25 protein-coding genes are annotated in these 22,219 nt (G+C 59.1%); 16 read left to right on the top strand and 9 right to left on the bottom strand.

Annotation, left to right across the window (positions count from 1 at the left end; genetic code table 11):
* Nucleotides 1-26: 26 nt before the first annotated feature.
* The gene (dinG, locus tag F6R97_RS22575) at nt 27-2,171 is read right to left on the bottom strand and encodes an ATP-dependent DNA helicase DinG (protein ID WP_038979230.1); all 2,145 of its coding nucleotides are present in this window, start codon (nt 2,169-2,171) and stop codon (nt 27-29) included.
* A gap of 86 nt (nt 2,172-2,257) precedes the next feature.
* On the opposite strand from dinG, the gene F6R97_RS22570 reads away from it, so the two are divergent.
* On the top strand, nt 2,258-2,722 hold the full coding sequence (locus F6R97_RS22570) for a CopD family protein (protein ID WP_315867124.1): 465 nt from the start codon (nt 2,258-2,260) through the stop codon (nt 2,720-2,722).
* A 195-nt stretch (nt 2,723-2,917) separates the two neighbouring features.
* Here the strand turns inward: F6R97_RS22570 and F6R97_RS22565 are convergent, their stop codons facing one another.
* From F6R97_RS22565 to F6R97_RS22550, 4 genes are all read right to left on the bottom strand, one after another.
* Nucleotides 2,918-3,676: a collagen-like protein gene (locus F6R97_RS22565; RefSeq protein ID WP_315867123.1), complete on the bottom strand. Its 759-nt coding sequence runs from the start codon at nt 3,674-3,676 to the stop codon at nt 2,918-2,920.
* On the bottom strand, nt 3,669-3,947 hold the full coding sequence (locus F6R97_RS22560) for a DUF1145 domain-containing protein (RefSeq protein WP_315867122.1): 279 nt from the start codon (nt 3,945-3,947) through the stop codon (nt 3,669-3,671). The genes F6R97_RS22565 and F6R97_RS22560 overlap by 8 nt, the downstream gene beginning before the upstream one ends.
* A 178-nt stretch (nt 3,948-4,125) precedes the next feature.
* Nucleotides 4,126-4,839 carry an OmpA family protein gene (locus F6R97_RS22555; protein WP_315867121.1) on the bottom strand — a complete coding sequence of 238 codons (714 nt, stop codon included), beginning with the start codon at nt 4,837-4,839 and terminating at the stop codon, nt 4,126-4,128.
* A gap of 90 nt (nt 4,840-4,929) precedes the next feature.
* Entirely contained in the window at nt 4,930-5,625 is a 696-nt protein-coding gene (locus tag F6R97_RS22550; protein WP_038979225.1) for an OmpA family protein, read from the bottom strand.
* A gap of 201 nt (nt 5,626-5,826) precedes the next feature.
* On the opposite strand from F6R97_RS22550, the gene F6R97_RS22545 reads away from it, so the two are divergent.
* The 4 genes from F6R97_RS22545 to F6R97_RS22530 all read left to right on the top strand — a co-directional run bounded on the left by F6R97_RS22545 (nt 5,827) and on the right by F6R97_RS22530 (nt 7,600).
* Nucleotides 5,827-6,324, top strand: coding sequence for a DUF6231 family protein (locus F6R97_RS22545; RefSeq protein WP_008005788.1), 498 nt, complete (start codon nt 5,827-5,829; stop codon nt 6,322-6,324).
* Between the two features lie 4 nt (nt 6,325-6,328).
* Entirely contained in the window at nt 6,329-6,805 is a 477-nt protein-coding gene (locus F6R97_RS22540; protein WP_038979224.1) for a YchJ family protein, read from the top strand.
* A gap of 79 nt (nt 6,806-6,884) precedes the next feature.
* Nucleotides 6,885-7,376, top strand: coding sequence for an LEA type 2 family protein (locus tag F6R97_RS22535; RefSeq protein WP_315867120.1), 492 nt, complete (start codon nt 6,885-6,887; stop codon nt 7,374-7,376).
* 5 nt (nt 7,377-7,381) lie between these two features.
* Nucleotides 7,382-7,600 (top strand): SEC-C metal-binding domain-containing protein, encoded by a 219-nt coding sequence (locus F6R97_RS22530; RefSeq protein WP_046046248.1) that lies wholly within the window; start codon nt 7,382-7,384, stop codon nt 7,598-7,600.
* Nucleotides 7,601-7,804: 204 nt separating this feature from the next.
* Here the strand turns inward: F6R97_RS22530 and F6R97_RS22525 are convergent, their stop codons facing one another.
* Nucleotides 7,805-8,362, bottom strand: a complete 558-nt coding sequence (locus F6R97_RS22525) for a cysteine hydrolase family protein (protein ID WP_315867119.1) — start codon at nt 8,360-8,362, stop codon at nt 7,805-7,807.
* A gap of 146 nt (nt 8,363-8,508) precedes the next feature.
* Here F6R97_RS22525 and F6R97_RS22520 point away from each other — a divergent pair, with 146 nt between their 5' ends.
* The 10 genes from F6R97_RS22520 (at nt 8,509) to F6R97_RS22475 (ending at nt 19,431) form a co-directional block, all read left to right on the top strand.
* Nucleotides 8,509-9,153, top strand: a complete 645-nt coding sequence (locus F6R97_RS22520; RefSeq protein WP_315867118.1) for a glutathione S-transferase N-terminal domain-containing protein — start codon at nt 8,509-8,511, stop codon at nt 9,151-9,153.
* 112 nt (nt 9,154-9,265) lie between these two features.
* The gene (locus tag F6R97_RS22515; RefSeq protein ID WP_409999807.1) at nt 9,266-9,397 is read left to right on the top strand and encodes a hypothetical protein; all 132 of its coding nucleotides are present in this window, start codon (nt 9,266-9,268) and stop codon (nt 9,395-9,397) included.
* Between the two features lie 219 nt (nt 9,398-9,616).
* The gene (locus tag F6R97_RS22510) at nt 9,617-12,067 is read left to right on the top strand and encodes a penicillin acylase family protein (protein WP_315867117.1); all 2,451 of its coding nucleotides are present in this window, start codon (nt 9,617-9,619) and stop codon (nt 12,065-12,067) included.
* A gap of 149 nt (nt 12,068-12,216) precedes the next feature.
* Nucleotides 12,217-13,248, top strand: coding sequence for a ligase-associated DNA damage response exonuclease (locus F6R97_RS22505; RefSeq protein WP_038979218.1), 1,032 nt, complete (start codon nt 12,217-12,219; stop codon nt 13,246-13,248).
* Nucleotides 13,245-14,933 carry an ATP-dependent DNA ligase gene (locus F6R97_RS22500; protein WP_315867116.1) on the top strand — a complete coding sequence of 563 codons (1,689 nt, stop codon included), beginning with the start codon at nt 13,245-13,247 and terminating at the stop codon, nt 14,931-14,933. The genes F6R97_RS22505 and F6R97_RS22500 overlap by 4 nt, the downstream gene beginning before the upstream one ends.
* Before the next feature lie 314 nt (nt 14,934-15,247).
* Nucleotides 15,248-16,030 carry a transporter substrate-binding domain-containing protein gene (locus F6R97_RS22495; RefSeq protein WP_038979216.1) on the top strand — a complete coding sequence of 261 codons (783 nt, stop codon included), beginning with the start codon at nt 15,248-15,250 and terminating at the stop codon, nt 16,028-16,030.
* A gap of 56 nt (nt 16,031-16,086) precedes the next feature.
* Nucleotides 16,087-16,815: an ABC transporter permease gene (locus tag F6R97_RS22490; protein WP_038979215.1), complete on the top strand. Its 729-nt coding sequence runs from the start codon at nt 16,087-16,089 to the stop codon at nt 16,813-16,815.
* Nucleotides 16,812-17,522: an ABC transporter permease gene (locus tag F6R97_RS22485; protein ID WP_038979214.1), complete on the top strand. Its 711-nt coding sequence runs from the start codon at nt 16,812-16,814 to the stop codon at nt 17,520-17,522. Before F6R97_RS22490 ends, F6R97_RS22485 begins: the two co-directional genes overlap by 4 nt.
* A gap of 12 nt (nt 17,523-17,534) precedes the next feature.
* On the top strand, nt 17,535-18,653 hold the full coding sequence (locus tag F6R97_RS22480; protein WP_038979213.1) for a succinylglutamate desuccinylase/aspartoacylase family protein: 1,119 nt from the start codon (nt 17,535-17,537) through the stop codon (nt 18,651-18,653).
* Nucleotides 18,654-18,666: 13 nt separating this feature from the next.
* Nucleotides 18,667-19,431, top strand: a complete 765-nt coding sequence (locus tag F6R97_RS22475) for an ABC transporter ATP-binding protein (RefSeq protein ID WP_038979212.1) — start codon at nt 18,667-18,669, stop codon at nt 19,429-19,431.
* Between the two features lie 122 nt (nt 19,432-19,553).
* On the opposite strand, the gene F6R97_RS22470 is transcribed toward F6R97_RS22475, so the two are convergent.
* Together F6R97_RS22470 and dcd are read right to left on the bottom strand one after the other, a co-directional pair.
* A complete protein-coding gene (locus F6R97_RS22470) occupies nt 19,554-19,763 on the bottom strand; it encodes a hypothetical protein (RefSeq protein WP_048393859.1) in 210 nt (69 codons plus the stop codon).
* A gap of 107 nt (nt 19,764-19,870) precedes the next feature.
* Nucleotides 19,871-20,437, bottom strand: a complete 567-nt coding sequence (gene dcd / locus F6R97_RS22465; RefSeq protein ID WP_007904652.1) for a dCTP deaminase — start codon at nt 20,435-20,437, stop codon at nt 19,871-19,873.
* A gap of 354 nt (nt 20,438-20,791) precedes the next feature.
* On the opposite strand from dcd, the gene F6R97_RS22460 reads away from it, so the two are divergent.
* Nucleotides 20,792-21,001, top strand: a complete 210-nt coding sequence (locus F6R97_RS22460; RefSeq protein WP_002554837.1) for a cold-shock protein — start codon at nt 20,792-20,794, stop codon at nt 20,999-21,001.
* 164 nt (nt 21,002-21,165) lie between these two features.
* Here the strand turns inward: F6R97_RS22460 and F6R97_RS22455 are convergent, their stop codons facing one another.
* Nucleotides 21,166-22,173 carry a DUF481 domain-containing protein gene (locus tag F6R97_RS22455; protein WP_315867115.1) on the bottom strand — a complete coding sequence of 336 codons (1,008 nt, stop codon included), beginning with the start codon at nt 22,171-22,173 and terminating at the stop codon, nt 21,166-21,168.
* Nucleotides 22,174-22,219 lie beyond the last annotated feature (46 nt).

The following is a 22,219-nucleotide window of genomic DNA, read 5'->3' as shown; positions in this document are numbered from 1 at the left end:
GGTGGGCCTATTTGCCCACCGGCGTATCAGGAAATTTCACGACGGAATGGCGGCAATGCATTGAGAATAGCTTTGCCGTAACGCTGCGTAACCAGGCGACGGTCGAGCAAGGTGATGGTGCCGCGGTCTTCTTCGGTCCGAAGCAAGCGACCGCAGGCCTGGACCAGCTTCAGCGAGGCGTCCGGCACGGAGATTTCCATGAACGGATTGCCACCGCGGGCCTCGATCCATTCCGCCAGTGCCGCTTCGACAGGATCGTCGGGCACCGAGAACGGAATCTTGGCGATCACCACGTGCTCGCAGTAGGCACCGGGCAAATCCACGCCTTCGGCGAAACTCGCCAGACCGAACAACACGCTGGAATCCCCGCCATCAACCCGCGCCTTGTGCTTGTTCAGGGTTTCCTGCTTCGACAGGTTGCCTTGAATGAACACTTGCTTGCGCCAGTCGCGATCCAGACCGTCGAACACGTCCTGCATCTGCTTGCGTGAGGAGAACAGCACCAGGGTGCCACGGGAGCCTTCTACCAGTTGCGGCAAGTCGCGGATGATCGCCGCGGTGTGAGCCGGCGCGTCACGCGGGTCGGCTTTCAGGTCCGGCACCCGCAGCACGCCGGCGTCGGCGTGATGGAACGGGCTCGGGACCACCGCGGTGACGGCTGTTTTAGGCAGGCCGGCACGCATGCGGAAGCGGTCGAAAGTGCCGAGCGCGGTCAGGGTCGCCGAGGTCACCAGCGCCCCGTAAGCCACGTTCCACAGGTTGCGCCGGAGCATGTCCGCCGCGAGGATCGGGCTGGCATTGACCTCGATGTCGAACAGCGAACCGCTTTCGGCCAGGGTCAGCCAACGGGCCATGGGCGGATTGTCTTCCGGGTCTTCGACGGTGAAGGCGGTCCACAACTCCCAGTTGCCCGAAGATCGGGACAACAGGCTGCCGAACAGCGGATACCACTCTTCGGCCTGGTTACTGGCGATGCCGATGTTGACCTCGCCATCCATGCCTTCCTTGAGCAGTTCGGTGAGCCGGGTGAACAGGTCGGTCAGGCGGGCAAAGCCCTTCTTCAGCTCGATACCCATTTCGCGCATGTGCTCGGGAATCACCCCGCCGACGAAACGGTGACGTGGCCGCTCGCGACCTTCGACGTCTTCGCCGGGTTTGAAGTCGGCGGCTTGCTCGCAGGCAGTGAACATGAACTGCTGCTGGGTTTTGATCTCCCGGGCCAGCTCCGGCACCTGCTCGATCAACTTGCCCAGATCGCCCGGCAGCGGGTGCTGGGCCAGCAGTTTGGTGAGGTTCTTGGCGGTGGTTTCCAGCCAGTCGGCGGTGGAACGCAGACGCGTGTAGTGAGCGAAGTGACCGATAGCCTTGTCCGGCAGGTGATGGCCTTCGTCGAATACGTAGATGGTGTCACGCGGGTCCGGCAGCACGGCACCGCCGCCCAGGGCCAGGTCGGCCAGGACCATGTCGTGGTTGGTGACGATCACGTCGACTTTGCCCATGCCTTCGCGGGCCTTGTAGAAGGCGCACTGGCCGAAGTTCGGGCAATGACGGTTGGTGCACTGGCTGTGATCGGTGGTCAGGCGCGCCCAGTCAGCGTCTTCCAGCGCCGTCGACCAACTGTCGCGGTCGCCGTCCCACTTATTGCCGGCGAGCTTCTCGATCATGCTGGTGAACAGCTTCTGGCTGGCCTCATCGACCTCGATCTTGAAGCCTTCTTCTTCGAACAGCTGCGCGGTGGCGGTCTGCGCGTGACCTTCCTGGAGCAACATGTCGAGCTTGGACAGGCACATGTAGCGCCCGCGGCCCTTGGCCAGGGCGAAGCTGAAATTCAGCCCGCTGTTGCGCATCAGGTCGGGCAAATCCTTGTAGACGATCTGCTCTTGCAGGGCCACGGTGGCCGTGGCAATCACCAGACGCTTGCCGGCAGCCTTCGCGGTCGGGATGGCCGCCAGGCTGTAGGCCACGGTTTTGCCGGTACCGGTGCCCGCTTCCACCGCGACAATCGCGGGGTCGCCACTGCGCCGGCCTTCGTCGTCGGTGTCGATGGCACCGAGGACCTTGGCAATTTCGGCGATCATCAGGCGTTGGCCGTAGCGCGGCTTGAGGCTCTTGGCTTCGAGAAAACGCGAATAGGCGCCCTGGATCGTGGTTTTGAGTTCGGTGCTGATCATCAAAAAAGGCTGGATAAATTTTCAGTGGTTCGGATCGGCCGCTATCATACCCCGCTAATCAATCCCGCGCAGAACGGAGTACCTCAATGACACCTTTTGGCATCGTTTATACCCTGCATGTCCTGGCCGCCCTGGTGTGGGTCGGCGGCATGTTTTTCGCCTGGATGGTCTTGCGCCCCGCGGCGATGAAGGCGCTGGAAGGCCCTGCCCGGTTGAAGCTGTGGGTGGAAGTGTTTCAAGGTTTTTTCCGCTGGGTCTGGGTCGCGGTGGTGCTTTTACCGATCAGTGGCGTGGGCATGATTCATCTGCAGTTCGCCGGATTTGAAGCGGCGCCGCGGTATGTGCAGGTGATGATGGGATTGTATGTGGTGATGACGGCGCTGTTTATCCGGATTCAGGCGTTGCTGCTGCCGGAATTGCGCACGACGGTGACGGCTCAGGATTGGCCGGCGGGGGCGGCGGTGTTGGGTAAGATTCGTCGGTTGGTGGGGATTAACCTGATAGTCGGGTTGGTGCTGGTGGCGATTGCGGCGGCTCGGCCGATGTTTTGAGGAATATGTAGTTTGGGGGAGCTTTTGTGGCGAGGGGGCTTGTCGGAACGCCGCATCGCCCCGTTCGGCTGCGAAGCAGTCGTAAACCAGTCACCGCGTTCATTCTGAAAGAATGGGGTGGCTGGTTTTGGGGCCGCTTCGCGACCCAACGGGGGCAAGCCCCCTCGCCACAGGTGGGAACGATCGCTTGAGGACTTACAACCGCTGAATGCTCACCGAACCCTCCACCCCCGCAGGCCCTGGCTGGCCATCGGCACCGGGACGACCACTCTTGCCGCCATCGGCTTTATAGACGACGCAGCCCTTGGCTTTGCCACCCGCTCCCGGTTTTCCACCAGGCCCTGCCGCGCCACCAACCCCGCCTGCAACCTCGACCTTGATCTGCTCCGTCGGGTAATCACGCGGCACTTCCAGCCGAACCAGCGCCCCAGGTGCGCCCGGCTGGCCGTCGCTGCCATTACTGCCATCGGCGCCGCGACCGGCCTGACCCCAGGTGCAACCCGGTGCTTGACCATTAGCCCCATCGAGGCCGACAAAACCTGGAGCGCCCGCACCACCGCGAGCGTCTACTGACAATTGCGGCGCGTTCAACGCTTTGATCTGCAAATCCAGATTGCGCCCGGAGCGAGCGGCCTTGAGGTATGTCCCCGGCGCGCCCCGCGCAGTGATCTGGCTGCCTTCGGCCAACTCGGCACGGCTGACCTTCAACGCCAGAGCCTGCTCGCTCGGCACAATGGCGATCCGCGCGTCGCGTCCCAGATGCAGCTCGCCGACCGTCACTTCGGTCACGTTCGAGGGAATCAGCAAGGTGCCGTAATCGGCGACTTCCAGCCGTTCCAGTTGCAAGGTACTGGCCGTGTTGGGCAAGCGCATCAGCGAGTTGGTTTCGACGCTCACCACCTGCGCGCAGGCCAATGGGCTGATAAGTGCAGCGAGCAGACAGAATTTACGCATGGGAGGCCTTCGAAGCGGCCGGGGCCGGAATGGTTTGCAGGTGGAAAACGCCGAAAAAGACGATCTTCAGGCGATCACGCCAAGGGTGGGTTCGACCTTTGAGGCTGCGATTGCAGAACACCAGCTCCAGAAGATGGAGCCCTGCCAAACCACTGCCTGCAAAATTGATCAGCAGGTGAAACGGATGAATAAATGGTATGAGCAGATTGACCAGCGCCACCAGCCAGAACAGCAGGGTCAACAACTTCCCCAGCCCCCAAAACACCTTCATACGCCCCCCCGTTGAGAATTATTCTTTGCACGCACAGTAACGGCTTACGCGCGAGATAAGCCAGAGGGCAACAAAAAATTCTTCCCGAAGGTCGCGGATTGGCCGTCGGACCCACCTTGATCGTGGTCCGACGGCTCTATCACGCGGCTTATAGCCACAGAGCTTAAAGTCACAGAGCTTAGCGATTGATGTGCAATTCCACGCGACGGTTCTGCGCGCGGCCTTCTTCCGTGTCGTTATCAGCCACCGGCTGGCTTTCGCCCCGGCCTTCGCTGGTGAGTTTGTCCGGCGCCAGCCCCTGGCTCAACAGGTAGGCCGCCACGCTGCTGGCACGACGTTCGGACAGTTTCTGGTTATAGGCGTCCGAACCCTGGCTGTCGGTATGACCGATGACTTTAACGCTCACCACATCGGCGTTCTGCAATTTGGCCATCAGCGAATCCAGCTCACTGCGCGCTTCGGGCATCAGGTCGGATTGGTTGTAAGCGAACAGCACGTTACCGTTCAGGGTGATGACTTCGGATACAGGTGTTTCAACAGGTTTCACGCTGGCCGGGTATTGCGGCAGCGGGCAACCGTGATGTTCGACAGGGGTATCGGCAGGTGTATCGGGGCAGCGGTCACGTCGATCGAAGACACCATCATCGTCTTCATCGCCATCCTGGGCATAACAGATCAGGCCACCGGTCAAGATCCCTAGCGCCCCTCCACCCGCTGCCCAGGCACTACTTTCTATTGCACCCAAACCACCGCCAACCAGTCCGCCTATGACGCTGCAGATCGGCCAGGTACGTTGATTGAGGGGGGCGGTGCCATCGCTGTGAGTCGCACAACCGGTCAGAAGACTGCCAAGCAGCAGAACCGGCAAGACGGTCCTTGTAAGAACGCTCATTGTGAATGCTCCTGTGTCACCGGCCCATACCGGTCACACAGGAGTAAAGACCCGCATCCGCGACTGTACAAGCCACGGAATGCGAGAGACCTAGCGGTTGATTTTGATTTCCGTGCGCCGGTTCATCGCACGGCCGTCAGCGGTTTTGTTATCGGCCACCGGCTGGCTTTCACCGGCACCGGTCACAGACACGAAACTGCTGCGTGGCACGCCTTGGGAAATCAGGTATTCCACCACTGAATGGGCGCGTCTATCCGACAGTTTCTGGTTGTAGGCATCACTGCCGACACTGTCGGTATGCCCGGTCACGGTCAGTTGGGCGCTGGAGGATTCCTGTTTCAGGCGCGTGGCAATGGTGTTGAGTACGTCTTTATCGGCAGGGGTGAGCTTGGCCGAGTCGAACTGGAAGTGCACATCACGGATAACGATGACTTCTTCCTTGACCACCGCCACCTCTTCGACCACCGGCGCAGGCGCAGGTGGAGGGCAGCCGTTGGCATCGACCTGCACGCCTTTAGGTGTACCCGGGCACTTGTCGCGGCTGTCCAGCACACCATCGCCGTCTTCATCGCCATCGCCGTGCACCCAGCACCAGGCTGCTGCCGTGCCGCCGACCAGCAGCGCGCCATACCCCGCCCATGCCGAGCTTTCGGTCGCGCCGAGCCCTGCGCCGATAACACCGCCGACACCCGCACAGGTCGGCCAGTCGGTTTTCTGCAAACCTGCGCAACCAGTCAACACACTGGTTAGCAGAACCAAGGGTAATGCTGTCCGAATTATGCTCATCTAGTTCTTCTCCTGAGGGATCGGCTTAAAACCGATTCTAGGGAGTAAAGACCCGACTTTTAATCTCCGCCAGCAATACGCCATTGCTGCTTTGCCCCATGTTCACGGAAGATCGGCGCTTTTTGGCTAAACCCTCGAGACGGGACACTAGGCCCGGACGTTGGGGCAGGCTAGTCTTGGCGTTCTGATTGAGGATCTTCGATGATTGCAGGTATTTCTTCGCGCACGCCCCAACAGGCGTTGGCCGCTTTGCTTGATCGTTACGCCCCGGCGCGTCTGTTGCTGATTGGCGCCAGCGAATTCCCCGCGCTTGAGGCATTCAAGCTCGCGCACCCGGACAGCATCGTCGCCTTTGCTGCGCCAGGGCCACTGCCCGCCGAACAGGCAGCACAACGGTTTGATCTGGCGCTGGTGGTCGATTGTCTTGAACACTTGCCCAAGCGCGACGGCCTGAATCTGCTCGGCGGGATACGCAACCTCAATGCCAGTCGCATTGCGGTGCTGGCCGACTTGCCGGCCTGCGGTTGGCAGGAGACGGACTTTTTCTCCCTGGCGCTGCAAGCCAGCGAACGCTTCCAGCGCGATGATCAAGTACTGACCCTGTTTACCTACGATCTGCTTGACTATAAACAGGTGCCCGACTGGCTGAACTCACGCTTCTGGGCCAATCCGGAAAACTTCGGGAAATATTGGTGGTAACCCAATGAGTACATCCATTTGCCCTTGCGGCAGCGGCACACTCCTCGATGCCTGCTGTGGCCATTACCACGCCGGCCACCCCGCCCCCAGCGCCGAAGTCTTGATGCGTTCGCGCTACAGCGCCTATGTACTGGGGCTGATCGACTATCTGGTGGCGACCACCCTGCCCGCGCAACAGGCCGGCCTGGACCGCCAGTCAATCAGCGACTGGAGCGCCCAAAGCACCTGGCTGGGCCTGGAGGTGGAAAGCGCCGAGGTCTTCGGCGGTCAGCCGGAGCATGCTTTCGTCACCTTCACCGCTCGTTGGCACGACAGCAGCGGCGAACACAGCCACCGCGAACGTTCGTCATTCGTACAGAACGCCGGCCACTGGTATTTCATCGACCCCACCGTGTTACTCAAGGCCGGGCGTAACGATGCGTGCCCATGCGCCAGCGGGCAGAAGTTCAAGAAGTGTTGCGCGGGGTATTTCGGCGCTTGAGGTGATCCCTGTAGCAGCTGTCGACGGCCGAACGCAGCCTCGCAGGCTCGACAGCTGCTACAAAGAGAGAAACACGACCATGAATACTCGGCGGCGCGCATTACAGCTGCTCACCCTGCTCCTGTTTCTGGGGCTCGGCGGCTGTGCGTCGTGGTTCGACTTCGACAACGAACTGCCAGAGCCAGAAGTACATCTGGTCAAGGTCGAAGTGGTCCGGGCCAAACTACTGGAGCAGAAATTCCTGCTGCATTTTCGCGTCGACAATCCCAACGACCAAGACCTGACGGTGCGTGCCCTGGAATATCGCATTCACCTCGGGGACATCCTGCTGACCGAAGGCGAGCACGAACATTGGTTCACGATCGGCCCCAAGCGCAGCGCCTATTTCAAGGTACCGATCCGCACCAACCTGTGGCCGAAAGTCCGGGACCTGGTGAAGTTGCTGAAAAAACCCGACCAACCCATTCCCTATCGTCTGGAAGGTGAACTGGAAACCGGTTTATTCATCGCGCACTACGTGCACCTGGCGCGTAATGGCGTGATAATCGCCGCCGATTTAATTCCGGAGTGACCCCGATGACCCAGCAACCTCATGTCCATGGCCCTGACTGCAACCACGATCATGACCATCACGACCATCACGACCACCATGATCACGACCATGGCCATGTCCACGGCCCGAACTGCGGCCACGCCCACCAGGAACCGGTGCGCAACGCCCTGAAAGATGTCGGCCGTAACGACCCTTGCCCTTGCGGCAATGGCAAGAAATTCAAGAAGTGCCACGGCGCTTGATGCTTCGGGCGGATATCTTCTTTTTCGCCTGTTGAATCGCTATCGCGAGCAGGCTCGCTCCCACAGGGACCTTTTGTGAACCACAAAACTGTGGGCACCGTCGATCCACTGTGGGAGCGGGCTTGCCCGCGATGACGGCGGCACATTCAATACAACTGTTTCAGTTAGATCCTCATCGCGGGCAAGCCCGCTCCCACAGGTTTTTTAGTCAGCCTGCAGAATTTCTCCGGTACTGACGACCGTCGCATATTCCCCATGCAAATTACCCAGCGACATCGCATGCACTTCCTCGGCTGAATGGGCGTTACCGAAAAAATCCGCCTTGTCGAAGGTAAAGCACGCATCCTCGGCAACCCAGGTTTCAAACCCCAGATTCCCCGCCGTTCGCGCCGTGGACTCGACCGAGTTGTGGGTCGCCACGCCAACGATGATCAACTGATCGATCCCCGCCTCGCACAAACGTGCTTCCAGCCCCGTCGAACAAAAGGCATCCGGCACCTGTTTCTGAATCAGCCACTCACCCATCGATGGTTGAAAACGCTCCTGAAATTCCACCCCCGACTGCTGTGGCCAGAACACTGAATCCTCTGAGCGGGACAGGTGCTGCACATGAATCACCGGCCGCCCGGTTCGGCGCCAATATCCCAGCAATTCCAGGATGCGCTCTTCGGCCTGTGGATTGTTTCGGCGGCCCAACTTGGGATGCAGGATGCCTTTTTGTTGATCGATGATGATCAGCGCCGCGTTTGTCTTGAGCTCCATGCTGACTTTTCTCCTGCTGGGGCATTGAATTCCCCGCACTTCAGCATCACCTCTTGCTACTGGCAAGCCATCAAACGCAAACAGGACGACCTGATGCCGACGGTCGCTGTCCGTACCTGACGATGTCTCTTGATTTGGAGTACTTCATGATCGACTTGTATTACTGGACCACCCCCAACGGCCACAAGATTTCGATATTCCTGGAAGAAGCCGGCCTGCCGTACAACGTTTATCCGATTAACATCAGCCAGAACGACCAGTTCAAACCCGAGTTCCTGAAGATCTCGCCGAACAACAAAATCCCGGCCATCGTCGATCATGAGCCAGTCGATGGCGGTAAACCGTTGGCACTGTTCGAGTCGGGGGCGATTCTGCTGTACTTGGCGGAGAAAACCGGCAAGTTCCTGCCCAAAGACCTGCGCGGTCGCCAACAAGCGCTGCAATGGCTGTTCTGGCAGATGGGAGGCCTGGGGCCGATGGCCGGGCAAAATCATCACTTCAGCCAATTCGCACCGGAAAAAATCCCCTACGCGATCAAGCGCTACATCGACGAAACCGCCCGCCTGTATGGCGTGCTCGACAAGCAACTGGCCAACAATGAATTTGTTGCCGGCAGCGAATACAGCATTGCCGACATGGCGATCTACCCGTGGGTCGTTTCTCACAAATGGCAGAGCCAGAACCTGGAAGACTTCCCCAACGTGCTGCGCTGGTTCAACCACATCCAGAACCGCCCGGCGACGCTGAAGGCGTATGCGTTGGTGGCCAAGGTTAATCCGCCGAAATCCTGAGGCACCGCACTCTGATCGTTCCCATGCTCCGCGTGGGAATGCCTCAACGGACGCTCCGCGTTCGGCTCTGGATGTGACGCAGAGCGTCACGGGCTGCATTCCCACGCAGAGCGTGGGAACGATCACCAGCCAGAACCTGGAAGACTTCCCTAACGTGCTGCGCTGGTTCAACCACATCCAGAACCGCCCGGCGACGATGAAGGCGTATGCGTTGGTGGCCAAGATTAATCCGCCGAAATCCTGAGGCACCGCACTCTGATCGTTCCCATGCTCCGCGTGGGAATACCTCAACGGACGCTCCGCGTTCGGCTCTGGATGTGACGCAGAGCGTCACGGGCTGCATTCCCACGCAGAGCGTGGGAACGATCACCATAAAGAAATAAACCGCCGCCGCTTGCGCGGCTTCCTCCTGCTCACTAACGTAGCGCCTTTATTGCGTCACTACCCCCGCAGGAGCTTTGCCATGGCCTCGCCAGCCCTCACACATTTTCTTCCCCGGTTCGGCGTTGCCGCAGCAGTGGCCGGTGTTTTAAGCCTGACTGGTTGTCAGACCTGGAACACTCAAGACACCCTCCTGCCAGCCTCGGGCGTGCAACCGCTCAAAGGCCTGGCGCAGAACGTTTCGATTCGACGCAATGCCATGGGCATGCCGCTGATCGAGAGCAACAGCTTCCACGATGCGCTGTTCACCCTCGGCTACGTGCACGCCAGCGACCGCATCAGCCAAATGGTCACTCTGCGTTTGCTGGCGCAGGGTCGTCTGGCGGAGATGTCCGGTTCAGACTTGCTCGACGCCGACCGCTACATGCGTGCAGTCAATCTGAAGAAAAGCGCGGGTGAGCTGTACAAGGCCTCTTCGCCGCGCCTCAAGCGCTTCTTCGAAGTCTATGCCCGTGGGGTCAACGCCTACCTGTTCCGCTACCGCGACAAACTGCCTGCGGACCTAGCAGCCACTGGCTACAAACCGGAATACTGGAAACCGGAAGATTCGGCGCTGATTTTCTGCCTGCTGAATTTCAGTCAATCGGCGAACCTGCCGGAAGAAATTTCCTCATTGATGCTGGCCCAGACGGTCAGTACCGACAAGCTGGCGTGGCTTGCGCCGTCCGCCCCTGACGAAAAACTGCCGGTCGCTGAAGCCGAAAAACTTCAGGGCATCAAACTCAACGGGCAAATCCCGGGGCTGAGCGAAATCAGCAAAGCCACCGGTCAACTGTCCGACTTGAACCTGCTGGGCGCCACGTCTTCGAACAACTGGGCGATCGCCCCGCAACGCAGCCGCAGCGGCAAAAGCCTGTTGGCCAGCGACAGCCATGGGCCGCTGGGCGTGCCGTCGCTGTTCAGTTACGTACAGATTCGCGCGCCGAAATACCAGGCATCCGGCGTGACCATTGCCGGGTTACCCATGGTGCTCGGTGGTTTCAACGGCAAAGTGGCGTGGAGCATGACCACGGTCATGGGCGACAACCAGGACCTGTTCCTGGAAAAAATCAAACGCCAGGGCAATGGCCTTTCCTACGAAGTCAGCGGCAAATGGCAGCCGGCGATCGTGCGTAACGAAACCTACTTCGTCAAAGGCCAGAAGCCGATTCGCGAAGCGGTGTACGAAACCCGCCACGGGCCGTTGCTCAACAGCGCCCAAGGCACCGCGTTGGCGAATGGTTTCGGCCTGGCTTTGCAGACGCCGAACTTCACCGACGACAAAACCCTGGACGCCTTTTTCGACCTGTCCCGAGCGCAGAGCGTCGAGAAGGCCTCGGACGCCAGCCGTGAAATACGCGCCATCGCCCTGAATCTGGTGTTTGCCGATGCCAGCAACATTGGCTGGCAAGTCACCGGTCGCTACCCGAACCGTCGCGAAGGTGAAGGCTTGCTGCCGTCGCCGGGCTGGGAAGGTCGTTACGACTGGGACGGTTACGCCGACCCGATGCTCCATCCGTATGACCAAGACCCGACTCAGGGCTGGCTCGGCACCGCCAACCAACGGGTCATTCCCCATGGCTATGGCATGCAACTGTCCAATTCCTGGTCAGCGCCGGAGCGCGGCGAGCGCATGGCCGAACTGGCGGGCGTAGGCAAGCACGACACTCGTAGCGTGATCGCCATGCAATACGACCAGACCACCACCTTCGCTGCCAAGCTGAAGAAAATGTTTGAAGCGCCGGGCATGGCTCAGCCACTCAAACAGGCCATCGAAGCGCTGCCGGTTGCCGATCGCGGCAAGGCTCGTGAGGTTTACACGCGCTTGATGGCTTTCGACGGCAAACTCAGCCCGACCTCCGCCGACGCGGCGATTTACGAGCTGTTCCTGCAGGAAAGCACTAAACAGATTTTCCTCGACGAACTGGGCCCGGAAAGCAGCCCGGCGTGGAAGGCCTTTATCGCCAACGGCAAGTTGTCTTACGCGGCTCAGGCCGACCATCTGCTGAGCCGTGAGGACAGTCCGTTCTGGGACGATCTGCGCACCCCGCAGAAAGAAGACAAACCCGCAATCCTCGCCCGTAGCCTGGCGGCCGCGATCAGCGCGGGTGACAGCCAGTTGGGTGGTGATCACAAAGCCTGGCAGTGGGGCAAACTGCATCGCTACGAGTGGAAGAACGTCAGTGGCCAGACCGTGCGCGGTCTGCTGCCAGCCGGCGGCGACCACACCACGCTCAACACCGCCGCGTTCACCTGGGGTCAGGACTTCAACACCACGCTGGCGCCGGCCATGCGCTTTATCGTCGATTTCGGCCAGGCCGAACCGCTGATGGGCCAGAACGGTACCGGCCAGTCCGGCAACCCGGCCAGCCCGCACTATCTCGACAGCGTCGATCCATGGCTCAAGGGGCAATACATGAGCCTGCCGATGCAGCCGCAGAACTTTGACAAGGTGTATGGCAAGACGCGGTTGACGCTGACGCCAGGCAAGTAAGTCAAAAGACAAGATCGCAGCCTGCGGCAGCTCCTACAAAAGCTGCCGCAGGCTGCGATCTTTTGATTTTTACCACCCATAAAAATAAATAGAACTTCTCGTCTCGCGCAAACCTCCTAGCTAACAGGCCTCTCCATTTGGGTAACAATATGGACCTTGTTATCGCTCGTCCTGAAGGTTTGTACTGCCCGCCCGGGGATTTCTATATTGACCCATGGCAGCCGGTCGAACGCTCGCTGATCACCCATGCCCACAGCGACCATGCTCGCCGTGGCAATCAACATTATCTGGCGGCGGCACCGGGTGCAGGCATTCTGCGCGCGCGTCTGGGCCAGGACATCAACCTGCAAACCTTGCCCTATGGCGAGCAGTTGCTGCACCACGGCGTAAAACTGAGTTTTCACCCTGCGGGTCATGTACTCGGCTCGGCCCAGGTACGGTTGGAATACGGCGGTGAGGTCTGGGTCGCCTCGGGGGATTACAAGACCGAACCCGACGGCACCTGTGCGCCATTCGAACCGGTGCGTTGCCACACGTTCATCACGGAATCGACATTCGGTTTGCCGATTTACCGCTGGCAACCCCAGACGCAGATCTTTGCCGAGATCAATCAGTGGTGGCAGACCAACGCCGCAGCCGACAAAACCAGCGTGCTGCTCTGCTATTCCTTCGGCAAGGCTCAGCGGATTCTCCACGGCATCGATGCCAGTCTCGGTCCCATTCTGGTCCATGGCGCGGTTGAACCCATCAATCGGATTTATCGCGAGAGCGGCATTTATTTACCGCCAACGATCTATTCCGGCGAAGTAAAAAAACATGACCCGATGATGCGCAAGGCCTTGGTCCTCGCACCACCTCCGGCTGGCGCCAGCCCTTGGATCCGGCGTTTCGGTGACTACAGCGATGGCTTCGCCAGCGGTTGGATGCGCTTGCGCGGGACACGGCGGCGGCGCGGCGTGGACCGCGGTTTCGTGCTGTCCGACCACGCCGACTGGCCCGGCCTGCTCTGGGCCATCGAACAAACCGGAGCCGAACGCGTGATCGTCACCCATGGTTCGATTGGAGTGCTGGTGCGCCATCTGCGCGAACTAGGCCTCGATGCCATGAGTTTCAGCACCGAGTACGGCGATGATGAAGACACCCCTGTCCTCGAACCCGAGAGCGCTGAGGTGCTGGCATGAAAGCCTTCGCCGACTTGTATGCCGAACTCGATGCCACCACCTCGAGCAACGCCAAACTGACGGCGATGCAGAACTATTTCGCCCAAGCCGCGCCTGAAGATGCCGCCTGGGCGGTGTACTTTCTGTCCGGTGGACGACCTCGGCAATTGGTGCCGGTACGAATGCTGCGGGAAATGGCCACAGCGTTTTCCGGGCTCTCGCCCTGGTTGTTCGAGGAAAGTTATCAGGCCGTCGGTGATCTGGCGGAAACCATTTCGCTGGTGCTGCCCGAAACGCTCCACACCTCTACCGACGGGCTGGCGGTGTGGATAGAAGACAAACTGCTGCCACTGCGTAACGCCCCCCCGCAGACCCTCGCCGAATGCTTGCCGGCCCTGTGGGCGCAACTGGATCGCCAAAGCCTGATGCTGTGCATCAAATTGATCACCGGCAGTTTCCGTGTCGGGGTTTCCAAATTGCTGGTCACCCGCGCCCTGGCGGCGATGGCCGGGCTCGACAGCAAACGCGTGGCCCAGCGACTGGTGGGTTACACCGATCTGTCTAACCGCCCAAGCGCCGCCAGTTACCTGAAGCTGATCGCCCCCGAATCACCCAATGAGCATGCCCAACGGGGTGGCCAGCCGTACCCTTTTTTCCTCGCCCATGCGTTGTCGCACCCGGTCGAGCGGTTCGAAACCCTGCTCGGACCGGCCAGCCAGTGGCAAGTGGAATGGAAGTGGGACGGCATCCGCGCTCAAGTGGTCAAGCGCGATGGGCGCTTGTGGATCTGGTCGCGAGGTGAAGAACTGGTGACCGAACGCTTCCCCGAACTGGAGAGCCTGGTCCATGGCTTACCCGATGGCACGGTGATCGACGGTGAAATCGTCGCCTGGAAAGCTGCACAATCGGGTACCGAGGACACCTTCGACGCGCAATCGCTATCGCCCCCTTCCGTGCAGCCTTTCGCCCTGTTGCAACAGCGGATCGGCCGTAAAATGCTGAGCAAAAAAATCCTCGATGAGGTACCCGTGGTCATCCAGGCCTACGACTTACTGGAATGGCAGGGAGAGGATTGGCGTAACCAGACTCAAGCCACGCGCCGCACTCAGCTGGAACAACTCATCCTCACCTGCGCAAACCCGGTGTTACTGAGCTCGCCCGTGCTGACCGGTGAAGACTGGTTCGACCTCGCCCGTCAACGAGAAGCCTCCCGCAGACTGGGCGTCGAAGGCATGATGCTCAAGGCCCACGATGCACTGTATGGCGTCGGGCGGACCAAGGACATGGGGGTGTGGTGGAAATGGAAAGTCGACCCGTTCAGCGTCGATGCGGTGCTGATCTATGCCCAGCAGGGTCATGGCCGCCGGGCCAGTCTCTACACCGATTACACCTTCGCTGTGTGGGATGGCCCACCCTCTGCCCGCGAGCGAACGCTGGTGCCTTTCGCCAAGGCTTACTCCGGGTTGACCGACGAAGAAATGCGTCAGGTCGACAGCATCGTGCGCAAGACCACGGTGGAAAAGTTCGGACCGGTGAGCAGTGTGAAACCGACGTTGGTGTTTGAACTGGGATTCGAGGGCATTGCCCTGTCGAAACGGCACAAGAGCGGGATTGCGGTGCGGTTTCCGAGGATGCTGCGCTGGCGGCAGGATAAGTCGGTGGAGGACGCTGACAGCTTGGCAACGTTGCAGGATTTGCTCGCCTGACCTGATTTCTGTGGGCTGATCTTTTGCAGCGGCTGCGAAACCTGCTCTGTAGGAGCGAGGCTTGCCCGCGAAGGCGTCTTCAGGTACGCCAAAAGCTTCGCGGGCAAGCCTCGCTCCTACAGCACCACCCTGGCGCAGGGATTTGGCGATGCCCGTTTTCGTGCACAGATCGCGCTTTGCCACTTCTTGTATTACCTTTTAAACGCTTGTTCGGGACTCTGGTTCGGAAATTGCTACTTTGAATAGGTCTTACGCTTTCCAGTAACAGTACTTCTGCGCCACAAGCGCTCATATTGGTTCTTAGGGATTGAATAATGAAAAAAGCATTGCTGACCCTTTCTGCACTGGCGTTGTGCATGGCTGCCGGCTCCGCGCTGGCCAAGGAATACAAAGAATTGCGTTTTGGCGTTGACCCTTCTTACGCGCCGTTCGAGTCCAAAGCAGCCGACGGCAGCCTGGTAGGCTTCGACATCGATCTGGGCAATGCGATCTGCGCCGAGCTGAAGGTCAAGTGCAAATGGGTCGAAAGCGATTTCGACGGCATGATTCCGGGCCTCAAGGCCAATAAATTCGACGGTGTGATCTCTTCGATGACCGTCACCCCGGCCCGCGAAAAAGTCATCGACTTCTCCGACGAGCTGTTCTCCGGCCCAACCGCTTATGTATTCAAGAAAGGTTCCGGGCTGAGCGAAGACGTTGCTTCGCTGAAGGGCAAGACCGTCGGCTATGAGCAAGGCACCATCCAGGAAGCCTACGCCAAGGCGGTGCTGGACAAGGCTGGCGTGAAAACCCAGGCCTATCAGAACCAGGATCAGGTGTATTCGGACCTGATGTCCGGTCGCCTCGACGCAGCAATCCAGGACATGCTGCAAGCCGAACTGGGCTTCTTGAAGTCTCCAAAAGGCGAAGGCTACGAAGTCAGCAAGCCGGTCGACAGCGAATTGCTGCCGTCGAAAACAGCTATCGGTATCTCTAAAGGTAACAAAGACCTCAAAGACCTTTTGAATAAAGGTATCAAAGCGTTACACGACGATGGCACCTACGCCACCATTCAGAAGAAACACTTTGGCGATCTGAATCTGTACAGCGGCAAATAATGCCCGGCGCCCATCTCGCGATGGGCGCTTTTTTTACCCGATCAGGTTGCTGATTTATGTTCGAAAACCTATTACAAGACTTGGGGCTTTCTGCCTTCAGCCTCAAGGGCTTCGGTCCGTTGCTGATGGAAGGCACCTGGATGACCATCAAATTATCGGTGTTGTCACTTTTGTTGGCCGTATTGCTCGGTCTGCTCGGTGCCAGTGCCAAGCTGTCAAAAGTCAAACTGGTGCGTGTACCGGCCCAGCTCTACACCACGCTGATTCGTGGGGTGCCCGACCTGGTGCTGATGCTGCTGATCTTCTACAGCCTGCAAACCTGGCTGACCTCGTTTACCGACTTCATGGAATGGGAATACATCGAGATCAACCCGTTCAGCGCCGGGGTCATCACCCTGGGCTTCATTTATGGCGCGTACTTCACCGAAACGTTTCGCGGGGCGATCCTCGCCGTGCCACGGGGCCAGGTTGAAGCCGCCACCGCCTACGGCCTCAAACGCGGCCAGCGTTTTCGTTTCGTGGTGTTTCCGCAAATGATGCGCTTCGCCTTGCCAGGCATCGGCAACAACTGGATGGTGATGCTCAAGGCCACCGCGCTGGTTTCGATCATCGGCCTCGCCGATTTGGTCAAAGCCGCACAGGACGCCGGTAAAAGCACTTATCAACTGTTCTACTTCCTGGTGCTTGCCGCATTAATTTACCTGGTGATCACCAGTGCCTCCAACGTCGTCCTGCGCTGGCTCGAACGCCGCTACGCCGCCGGTTCCCGGGAGGCCGTACGATGATCGAACTCTTGCAGGAATACTGGAGACCCTTCCTTTATACCGACGGCTATAACATCACTGGCCTGGCCATGACCATGTGGCTGCTCAGTGCATCGATCTTCATCGGTTTTGTAGTGTCGATCCCGCTGTCCATCGCCAGGGTTTCGTCTAAGGTCTATATCCGCTGGCCAGTGCAGTTTTACGTCTATCTGTTCCGGGGGACGCCGCTGTATATCCAGCTGCTGATTTGCTACACCGGCATCTACAGCCTGGCCGCCGTGCGTGCCCAGCCAGTCCTCGATGCGTTCTTTCGCGATGCGATGAACTGCACGATCCTGGCCTTCGCCCTGAACACCTGCGCCTACACCACGGAGATCTTCGCCGGGGCGATTCGCAGCCTGCCTCACGGAGAAATCGAAGCGGCCAAGGCCTACGGCCTGTCAGGCTGGAAGCTCTACGCCTACGTGATCATGCCGTCAGCACTGCGTCGCTCGTTGCCTTATTACAGCAACGAAGTGATTCTGATGCTGCACTCGACCACCGTGGCGTTCACCGCGACTGTCCCGGATGTCTTGAAAGTTGCTCGCGATGCGAACTCTGCGACTTTTCTGACATTCCAGTCGTTCGGCATCGCCGCGCTGATCTACCTGACCGTTACCTTTGCGCTGGTCGGCCTGTTTCGCCTCGCCGAACGCCGATGGCTGGCCTTCCTCGGGCCGACTCACTAGGACAACTCGTACATGCGCCACCAGATTCATGACCTGCTGGCCCCGCTGCCGGGGACCGTGCGACAGATTCACAGCTTCCACTTCGGCCCGCAGTCGGCCAAAGGCAAGATTTACATCCAGTCCTCCCTGCATGCCGATGAATTGCCCGGCATGTTGGTGGCCTGGCACCTCAAGCAACGTCTGGCGGAGCTGGAAGCCGCCGGCCGGCTGCGCAGCGAAATCGTGCTGGTGCCCGTGGCCAACCCGGTCGGCCTGGAACAAGTGTTGATGGACGTTCCACTGGGCCGCTACGAGCTGGAAAGCGGGCAGAACTTCAATCGCTGGTTTGTCGATTTGAGTGAAGAAGTCGGCAACGAGATAGAAGGCCTGCTCGGCGACGATCCGCAACGTAACCTCGAACTGATCCGCGACAGCCTGCGCAAGGCGTTGGCGCGGCAGACCGCAGGCACTCAACTGCAATCCCAGCGCCTGACCCTGCAACGGCTGGCCTGCGATGCGGACATGGTGCTGGACCTGCATTGTGATTTCGAAGCCGTGGCGCACCTCTACACCACGCCCGAGGCCTGGCCGCAGGTCGAGCCGCTGGCGCGCTACATCGGTTCCGAAGCCAGCCTGCTGGCCACTGACTCGGGTGGCCAGTCGTTCGATGAATGCTTCACTCTGCTCTGGTGGCAGCTGAAAGAGCGCTTCGGCGAGCAGTTCGAGATTCCGCTGGGCAGTTTTTCAGTTACCGTCGAATTGCGCGGCCAAGGTGACGTCAATCACCCGCTGGCAAGCCTCGACTGTCGGGCGCTGATCGATTATCTGATTCATTTCGGCGCGATTGCCGGTGAACCGGCGCCATTACCCGAACTGCCCTACCCGGCCACACCGCTGGCCGGCGTCGAACCGGTGGCGACACCCGTGGGCGGACTGCTGGTGTTCACGGCCCTGCCCGGGGAATACCTGGAGGCCGGGCAACTGATCGCCGAAGTGATCGACCCGATCAATGATCGCGTCACCCCTGTTCATTGCTCCGTCGCCGGGCTGATGTACGCCCGTTCGCTGCGGCGCATGGCCACTGCCGGCATGGTAATCGCCCACGTCGCGGGCACCGAAGCCTATCGCAGCGGCTACCTACTTTCGCCTTGAGGATGCATGCCCCATGTACAAATTGACCATTGAAGGCCTGCATAAAAGCTATGGCGATCATCAGGTGCTCAAAGGTGTTTCGCTCAAGGCCAAAACCGGCGACGTCATCAGCCTGATCGGCGCCAGCGGCTCAGGCAAAAGCACCTTTTTGCGCTGCATCAACTTTCTCGAACAACCCAACGACGGCGCCATGACCATGGACGGCCAGAACATCCGCATGATCAAGGATCGCCACGGCATGCACGTGGCCGATGCAGATGAACTGCAGCGGATCCGCACCCGCCTGGCCATGGTGTTCCAGCACTTCAACCTGTGGAGCCACATGACGGTGCTGGAGAACATCACCATGGCACCGCGCCGGGTACTCGGTTGCAGCAAGCAAGAAGCCGAAGACCGTGCCCGACGTTACCTCGACAAGGTTGGCCTGGCGGCGCGCGTGGCGGATCAATACCCGGCGTTCCTTTCAGGCGGCCAGCAACAACGGGTAGCCATTGCCCGCGCACTGGCCATGGAACCGGAAGTCATGCTGTTCGACGAACCGACCTCGGCGCTCGACCCGGAACTGGTCGGCGAAGTGCTCAAGGTGATCCAGGGCCTGGCCGAAGAAGGCCGGACCATGATCATGGTCACCCACGAAATGAGCTTCGCCCGCAAGGTCTCGAGCCAGGTGCTGTTCCTGCACCAGGGTCTGGTGGAAGAAGAAGGCGCGCCGGAAGATGTGCTGGGTAATCCGAAGAGTGAGCGGTTGAAGCAGTTCCTCAGCGGCAACCTCAAGTAACCCACCGTCCTGTAGGAGCGAGGCTTGCCCGCGAAGAACGATAACGCGGTCATCATATAGACCGAGTTGCCTTCATCGCGGGCAAGCCTCGCTCCTACAAAAGCGGATTTCGCTAACAGATATCAGGCCACTGGCGCGGGTGGTGGTTCATCCGGAAGAGTCGGTTCTCCGGGTTCTGTCGGCTGTTCGTTGGGGGTATCGGGATCAGGCTGGCCGGGGATGCCCCCTGCCATGCTGACTGGCGGATGTGCCAACAAGGACCAGGCCAGCATGCCAACCTGATTGGGCTCAAGCCTTGCCAGTTCGGCACTTATTCGCGGATCGATCTTCATGAAGCACTCCTGAGCGATGGCCCGATCCGCCTTGCGCGAATCGGAGCAGTACATTCCATAGAGTGTACGCCCGCTCAGGAATTCCAACGGTTTGTCAGACGGCTGACTCAGGTACGCGGCAGGGTCACGCCACGCTGGCCCTGGTACTTGCCGCCACGGTCCTTGTAGGAGACTTCGCACTCTTCGTCCGACTCAAGGAACAACATCTGCGCCACGCCTTCGTTCGCGTAGATTTTCGCCGGCAGATTGGTGGTGTTGGAGAACTCCAGGGTCACGTGACCTTCCCACTCAGGCTCAAGCGGCGTGACATTGACGATGATGCCGCAACGCGCATAGGTGCTTTTACCCAGGCAAATGGTCAATACGTTACGCGGGATGCGGAAGTATTCGACGGTGCTGGCCAGAGCGAAGGAGTTCGGCGGAATGATGCACACGTCGCTGTGGATGTCGACGAAGCTGCCAGCATCGAAGTTTTTCGGGTCGACGATCGCCGAATTGATGTTGGTAAACACCTTGAAGTGATTGGTGCAACGCACATCGTAGCCGTAGCTGGACACGCCGTAGGAGATCACACGGCTATCGTCGCTGCCGCGCACCTGGCGCTCGACGAAGGGCTCGATCATGCCGTGCTCTTGCGCCATGCGGCGAATCCACTTGTCCGATTTGATGCTCATGGCGGGTGTCCTGAATAGCGAGGTGGAAAAATTCTGTCCGGCATCTTACCGGGCAGGCGCTCCGGGTTCAAAGTCCGGGAAACAATTCTCGACGATCCCCCGTGAATTCAGGGCCTTCACCGCTATTCGATACACCGTCAGTCATGAAAACAGAGAAACCTTCGCAAGAACCATTGGCACGTTCCGGAAAAAGGGTTAAGGTGGCGCCACTGTGCTGCTTGTGTCACTGAGAATCTCTACACGATATGTTGAATTTCGATCCAACCATCTACAAGAATTTTTCCTGCTCTTTGCACTCAGTCTCGGCCAGGGTTCTTCCTGCGTCGCAGTTATCTTTGTTCAAGGAGTTACACCATGTCTAATCGCCAAACCGGTACCGTTAAGTGGTTCAACGATGAAAAAGGCTTCGGCTTCATCACTCCACAATCCGGTGACGACCTGTTCGTTCACTTCAAAGCTATCCAATCCGACGGCTTCAAAAGCCTGAAAGAAGGCCAACAGGTTTCTTTCATCGCTACCCGCGGTCAGAAAGGCATGCAAGCTGAAGAAGTTCAAGTTATCTAACTTGTAACTGCTTTAGTAAAAAGCCCCGCCCTCAAAAGCGGGGCTTTTTTGTGCCTGAGTGTTTTGTGTGACAAAAAAGATCGCAGCCTTCGGCAGCTCCTACAGGGCATACATCAATCCTCTGTAGGAGCTGCCGAAGGCTGCGATCTTTTGATCTTTCAGTGTTACCAGGCCACGCCAAACCCAGCGGTGTAACGAGTCTTGCTCAGATCAGCCTCATCGCTGCCACTGATGATATCTCTCTCGGCCTTCAGGTTCAGCGACGCCCAATCGGTGACTTTGTAGCGCAGGCCGACCTCGGCATCGAGTGCGTAATCCGCCACGCCCGACAGCGGCTTGCCGACCTCACCATTGGTGAAGAATTCGACCTTCTTGCCAACCAGATAACGGTTGTAGTCCCACTTCATCGCCAGGGAGTAGAAGTTCTCCTTACGACCGTTGGAATACTCATAATCCGTGTTATTCAGCAGCGAGCCCAAGGAGAAGGCGCCCAATTCGTTATCCCAGAACTGATAACCGGGGCCGGTACCGATGGTGCGCTGACGGGCGAGCTCTTCGACCTTGTCGCGTTTATAGACCGCGCGCCCTTGCCAGAACCACTTCTCGGTGAGGAATCGGTCGAGAGAATATTCGGCACGCCAGTTATCAGTGGTGACAACGTCATCCTGGAACTCGCGGTTGTACTCACCTTCCGCCGTATGACGCCACCGACCATGACGCGCGGTGGTTTTGAAACCAACGTCATAATCATCAGTATCTTTTTCGGCCCGCTGATAATCCAGCGCCATGTCGACATTACCTTTCCACACCAAATCCTCAACTACCGGCTTGGGCTTGAGCATCTGCTGGATACTGGCCAGCTCCACGGTCTTGGGGCCATCGCCGTTGGCCAAGGTGACCTTGCCATCCTCTGCCGCGTGCAGGGATTTGGCCTTCTCACCGGTATAGGCATCCTGTTTGACCAACAGTTGCTGATCGCTTTCCAGGGTTTTGACCTGTTTCCAGTCGATCGGGACCGTGCCCGCATACTCGGTCTGAATCAGCAGCTTGCCACCATCAAAGACGGTGATTTTGCCGCTCAACTTGTCACCGTTCTTCAACCAGACGGTATCGGCAAGCAAGGGAGTGGAAGCACTGGCGACAGCGAGGCACAGCAAGGTTCTGGACAACATAAGCGAATCGAAGGCTCAACTTTGCGAAAAAAAGTCGGCATTATCC

It is taken from the genome of Pseudomonas sp. JV414 (assembly GCF_032424305.1).
Lineage (GTDB): Bacteria > Pseudomonadota > Gammaproteobacteria > Pseudomonadales > Pseudomonadaceae > Aquipseudomonas > Aquipseudomonas lini.
Note: the sequence above shows the minus strand (reverse complement) of the source record. Positions and strands in the feature narration are given on the sequence as shown.